We start from the raw sequence: 5,819 nt of genomic DNA on the forward strand, positions 1-5,819 counted from the left end.
GGGAAGGGGGGGGCCCCCCCCCCCGCCCCCCCCGCCCCCTTTTTTAAACGTATTCAGTGACCTTAGTGGTTGCGCATCTTGTCGGCATATTCCTTGAGCTGCCGACGTGCGGCCTGAAAACTGTTTTTCAGCGCGATATAGACATCCTCATGGGCATGGTCAGCACTGTCGCGCTTCACCATGATTTCCTTGCCCGGCACATTGATGCCGAAATGCACGGCAAAACGGTTTCCATGGTTATGCGATGCCTGCGGGCGTTCCACTACAACATGACAACTGGTCATGCGATCGAAGGTTTCTTCCAGTTTTTGCACCTTGAAACGAATGCGCTCGTCCAGCGCATCAGACTGATCAACATCACGGTAGGTGATTTGAACGGGAACCTTCATGGTACGGCCTCCTGTGTAAAGCCTTGGACGCAAGACAGGGCGTTGCACCCTGCCGATTACCCCAGCACTTTTGCTGCTCGGGAACTTTCGGGAACGCTTCCAGACTGTGGCGTGCGCCCCTGTTATTAAAGCCTCTATATTTATACTTAGGATACAAGACTTGCGCTGCAAGATGCGTTGACGCATATCAAGCTCGGTTTAAAGTTCACCCCGTTAAGGTGTCGGTCCTTCTGCCAATATCGGAGGAGGCTGACAGACGCTTGAAACAAAGGAGAAAAAAGAGGTCATGACGGAAGAAAAAATGCGGTTCGAGGCCGAGGTTAGCCGACTGCTCGATATCGTTGTCCACTCGCTTTATTCCAACAAGGACATCTTCCTGCGCGAGCTGATCTCCAACGCCTCGGATGCGTGCGACAAGCTGCGCTATGAAGCGATTGCCAAACCGGATTTGCTCGCTGGTGATGCCGATTTCAAGGTACGCCTTCTGACAGATAATGTCCGTAATGTTCTGACGATTGCCGATAACGGGATCGGGATGAACAAGGAAGATCTGGTCGAAAACCTGGGCACCATTGCCAATTCCGGTACCGCGAAGTTCCTTGATGCCGTTTCGAAATCCGACAACGCCAAGGATGTCGACCTGATCGGTCAGTTCGGGGTCGGTTTCTATTCCGCCTTTATGGTCGCCAACAAGGTCGAAGTCGTCAGCCGCAAGGCCGGCGATGATCAGGCATGGAAATGGTCATCTGACGGCAAGGGCGAATACACCATTGCCGAGGCCGAAATGGAAGGCCGTGGCACCCAGATCACCCTGCATCTGACCGATGACAACAAGGAATTCACAGACGAACATCGTCTGCGTCATATCGTCAAAACCTATTCCGACCATATCGGCATTCCGGTGGTTCTGATGAAGGGCGACGGTGATGAAACGCTGAACGAGGCCTCCGCACTCTGGACCCGCCCGAAAAGCGAGATCACCGAAGAACAATACAAGGAATTCTACAAGCACACCTCGCACGCGTTCGATGATCCGTGGAAAACCATCCACTATCAGGCCGAAGGTGCGATTGAATATACCGGGCTGCTTTACCTGCCGACCATGCGCCCGTTCGATCTCTATGATCCGCAGCGCAAAGGCCATCTGAAGCTGTATGTCCGCAAGGTCTTCATCACCGAAGGTGCCAACGAATTGTTGCCGCCGTGGCTGCGTTTCGTATCCGGCGTGGTCGATAGCCAGGACCTGCCCCTTAACGTCTCGCGCGAGATGCTTCAAGACCATCCGCTTCTGACCAAAATCAAGAACGGCCTGACCAAAAAGGTCCTGTCCGAACTTGAAACCGCGGCCAAGAAAGACGCCGAGGGATATGAAACCTTCTGGGAAAACTTTGGCTCGGTCGTCAAGGAAGGTTTGTACGAAGATCAGACCAACCGTGATCGTATCCTTAAACTCGCCCGGTTCCGTTCGACCCATGGTGATGGCTGGACGACGCTGGCCGACTATGTCGAACGCATGAAAGAAGGCCAGAAGGCCATCTATTACATCAGCGGCGAGGATATCGACGCCCTTAAACGCAGCCCGCAACTCGAAGGCTTTGCCGCCAAGGGGATCGAAGTCCTGCTTCTGACCGATCCGGTTGATGAATTCTGGATGCCGTCTGTCGGCCAGTTTGATGGCAAAGACTTCAAATCTGTCACCCGTGGCGGTGCCGACCTGAACGACATCAAGTCAGATGACAAGGATGACGCCAAGGACGAGAAAAAAGATGATGCCGCAAATGAGGCATCGGTCAGTGCCCTGATTGCCGCGATCAAGGTCGCCCTTGGCACCGGGGTCAAGGACGTTCGGGAATCAGATCGCCTGACCAGTTCGGCCTGCTGTCTGATTGCCGATGAGATGGGCATGGATTTGCGCATGGAACGCCTGATGAAACAGCACAACCGTGTCGATGAAATCAGCCCGCGTATCCTTGAAATCAATCCAAAGCACAGCCTGATCAAAAAGCTGTCTGACATTGCCACCAAGGATGCCAAGGCCCCGATCCTTCATGACGCTGCCCTGCTGTTGCTGGATCAGGCCCGCATCCTAGAAGGCGAAGCCCTGCCCGATCCGGTCAGCTTTGCCCGTCGCCTTGATACCGTTATGGAAAAGGGACTTTAAGGCCCCGACCAAGGACACCAATACTGTTTCTGAAACGAAAAAAGGGCAGCCCCACAAGGGCTGCCCTTTCTCTTTGCGCTCAGACATCAGGCGGAATTGCGGATCCGCTTGATGAACTGATCAACTTCCTGGCTCAGGGTTTTGGCCTGTGCGCCCAACTCATTGGCAGCCGACAATACCTGTGTCGACATCGAGCCGGTTTCGTTAGACGCCTGGGTCACATCGCTGATGCTTGCGGAAACCTGGGTGGTCCCGTGCGCAGCTTCTTGGACGTTGCGCGAAATTTCATTGGTCGCAATCGTCTGTTCACGCGCAGACACCGCCACGGTCGATGCCCGGTCGCTGATCTGGCGGACCATTTCGCGGATGGTTTGTACTGCGTTGATCGACACATCCGCACGGCTTTGCATTTCGGAAATCTGGTTCGAGATTTCCTGGGTTGCCTTGGCCGTTTGAGATGCAAGGTTTTTAACCTCGTTTGCAACAACGGCAAATCCCTTGCCTGCGGCACCGGCACGTGCGGCCTCGATGGTGGCATTAAGCGCCAGAAGGTTCGTCTGCGAGGCAATGTCCTCGATCAAAGAGGCAACATTCCCGATCTGCTCGACACTTTCTTGCAACGAAACCATCGTGTCGTTCGTTTTGTCTGCTTCAACCGACGCGCTCTGGGCCAGTTCGGACGCACCATCAATCTGCTGATTGATCTCGTTGATCGACACCGAAAGTTCTTCGGTTGCGGACGCGGCCGACTCAACGTTGGCACTTGCCTGTTCGGTTGCGGCAGCAACCGAAATCGACTGCCGGTTTGTTTCCTCGGCGATCGCAGACAGGTTACCAGCACTGGTTTGCATCTGCTGGGCAGCGCTTGATACGTTCTCGACAACTTTCTTAACAGATGCCTCGAATTCGTCGGCCATTTTGTTCATGGCTGCTTTTTGCTGCTCAGCTGCGCGTTTTTCGCTTTCGGCTTGCTGTTTCTGCAGCTCTTCCATTTTCTGGGCGTTTTCTTTGAAGACCTGGGTGGCTTTTGCCATGTCGCCAATTTCATCGCCACGATCAAGGCCAATAATCTCAACCTCCAGATCGCCGCCAGCAAGTTTTGCCATTGCGGCTGTCATGCGATTGATCGGCCCGGAAATGCCATTCCCGATCAGAATCGCCAGACCGATCCCGACAGCAAGGGCAATCGCGATGGTTGCGATGATGATTGTGTTCGTCGTGCTGACGCGTTCGGCATTGTCAGCCTTGCGCACGTCGATCAGTTTGGCTTCTTCTGCTCTGAAGTCAGCCATGATCTGGCGGAACTTGTCGAAATACAATTTCCCACGTGCTTCACCAACAATATTGGCGATGTCATTCATTGTTTGCCCGTTGCCCACTTCACCACGCATTTTGATGTATGGCTCGGTGATATTGGCCTGCCAATCCTTAAGGACATTGGCCGCCTCTTCGAGACGCGCGACCTGTGGCGGGTTGTCACTTACGGTCTGCTGCAGTTCTGCGATGCTTTTATAAGTATTGGCTTGGCCCTGCTTATAGGGATCGAGAAACTCTTCTTTCCCGGCCAGCAAATAGCCACGCATGCCGGTTTCCATATTGACTGCCGAGGCAACGATAGAGTCAGAAACCGAGAGAACCTCGTATGTATGGTTTACCCACCGGTTCGACTCCGTCAGTTTGTGGAGACTGGTTAAAGCCTCCAGGCCAACGGCGATAAGGCACAGAAGAGGGAAACCAACCCCGATCATAAACTTGGTTTTGGTTTTAAGGTTTGATAGCTTAAGCGAACGCATTTCAGTGATCCTGGAAAGAGAAAGCCCGCCCTCGCAACCTTCGGCCAGGAGAACGGGCTCACCGCGAGAGCATATACTTAAGTATCTACCTCGCACCTATACTTTGGTAGAGATCGTATATGTTTGATGCAATTTCAACCCTTAAGTATAGATTTACGCGAAAAAAATCGAGCCCTCACACGCCGCCGAAATAACACATTGAAAATAAGTGATTTTCTATATCTGCATGGACTATTTGCCGGTTCATATTTAAAAGAACCGCGCACAGTCAGCGCGCGCAATCCGGAACAGGGGCCTTCCAACCATGATGAACTGGCAGCAATTGCTATCTCCAGCTCGGCTTGGGTCGCGTCATTCCAGTGTGGGTACATTTGGCAGGTCCGATTTTCACAAGGATTATGACCGGATCATTTTTTCGGCGGCCTTTCGCCGCTTGCAGCGCAAAACGCAAGTTCATCCGCTGCCGGAAAATGATAATGTCCACACCCGCCTGACCCACAGTCTGGAAGTATCCTGTGTTGCCCGGTCTTTGGGGTTGATGGTCGGAAACCGCCTGCATGAAAAGGGTAGCCTGCCCGATGCGATTGAGCCCGACCATATGGCCGCCATCGTGCAGGCAGCGGCACTTTGCCATGATATCGGCAACCCGCCCTTTGGTCATGCCGGGGAATATGCCATCCGCCAATGGTTTGTCGATGCAAACCCCAAATTCACCGAAGGCCTGACAGAGGCACAGTTTGCGGATCTGACAACATATGAGGGCAATGCCCAGGGTTTCCGCCTTCTGACCAACAAACGGACCGGTCTGTACGACGGCGGCATGCGCCTGACCTATGCGACACTCGCAAGCTTTTTGAAGTATCCGTGGTCAGCCGCCGGAAGTCCTTTTCCGCAAAAGAAGAAATTCGGCGCCTTCCAAAAGGAATTCGGGATTCTTGAAGAAGTCGCCGATGCCACCGGGTTGATCCGCACCGGCGATCAGGCCTTTTGCCGTCACCCGTTGGTCTATCTGGTCGAGGCTGCTGATGATGTTTGCTATGCCCTGATCGATATCGAGGACGGCGTTGAACTGGAACTTGTCGATTTCGATATTCTTGAAAAGATGCTGCTGCCCTGCATCACCGATGAGCTGCCGGCCGAGTACGATCGAGAACCCAATATCAGCCGCAAGATTTCCTTCCTTCGGGGTAAAATCATTGCCGGTGTTCTTGATGCACTGGTTGATGCCTTTGTCGCCAACGAAGAGGCGCTTCTGGCTGGCGAATGGAAAGGAGATCTGCTGGCATGTGCCAAGGGGCCCTTTAACGACCTGATCGCGCAGGCCAAGTCATTTTCCGAGAAACAGATCATTCTCAACCGTCGCAAGGTCCAGATCGAGGTCGGCGCCTTTGCCCATCTTGAAACCTTGCTCGAGACATTCTGCAAAACCGCCCTTGATGTGCATCACGCACAATCAGAAGCCGACATTTCCTATCG

General features: G+C 53.4%; 4 protein-coding genes. 2 read left to right on the top strand and 2 right to left on the bottom strand.

What is annotated here, in order from left to right:
- Positions 1-62: 62 nt before the first annotated feature.
- Positions 63-389, bottom strand: a complete 327-nt coding sequence (locus B3Z49_RS15780) for an HPF/RaiA family ribosome-associated protein (protein WP_008890082.1) — start codon at positions 387-389, stop codon at positions 63-65.
- 286 nt (positions 390-675) lie between these two features.
- On the opposite strand from B3Z49_RS15780, the gene htpG reads away from it, so the two are divergent.
- Positions 676-2,550, top strand: a complete 1,875-nt coding sequence (gene htpG / locus B3Z49_RS15785) for a molecular chaperone HtpG (RefSeq protein ID WP_296992613.1) — start codon at positions 676-678, stop codon at positions 2,548-2,550.
- Between the two features lie 86 nt (positions 2,551-2,636).
- On the opposite strand, the gene B3Z49_RS15790 is transcribed toward htpG, so the two are convergent.
- Positions 2,637-4,343 carry a methyl-accepting chemotaxis protein gene (locus B3Z49_RS15790; RefSeq protein ID WP_296992614.1) on the bottom strand — a complete coding sequence of 569 codons (1,707 nt, stop codon included), beginning with the start codon at positions 4,341-4,343 and terminating at the stop codon, positions 2,637-2,639.
- Positions 4,344-4,647: 304 nt separating this feature from the next.
- On the opposite strand from B3Z49_RS15790, the gene B3Z49_RS15795 reads away from it, so the two are divergent.
- Positions 4,648-5,819, top strand: a 1,172-nt coding sequence (locus tag B3Z49_RS15795) for a deoxyguanosinetriphosphate triphosphohydrolase (protein ID WP_296992616.1), incomplete at its 3' end; no start/stop codon positions are given.

It is taken from the genome of Thalassospira sp. UBA1131 (assembly GCF_002311515.1).
Classification (GTDB): domain Bacteria; phylum Pseudomonadota; class Alphaproteobacteria; order Rhodospirillales; family Thalassospiraceae; genus Thalassospira.

Bases quoted from the DNA above. Each gene is read 5' to 3' on its own strand.
- B3Z49_RS15790 (WP_296992614.1), bottom strand. From the start codon at position 4,343: ATGCGTTCGCTTAAGCTATCAAACCTTAAAACCAAAACCAAGTTTATG.
- B3Z49_RS15780 (WP_008890082.1), bottom strand. From the start codon at position 389: ATGAAGGTTCCCGTTCAAATCACCTACCGTGATGTTGATCAGTCTGAT.
- htpG (WP_296992613.1), top strand. From the start codon at position 676: ATGACGGAAGAAAAAATGCGGTTCGAGGCCGAGGTTAGCCGACTGCTC.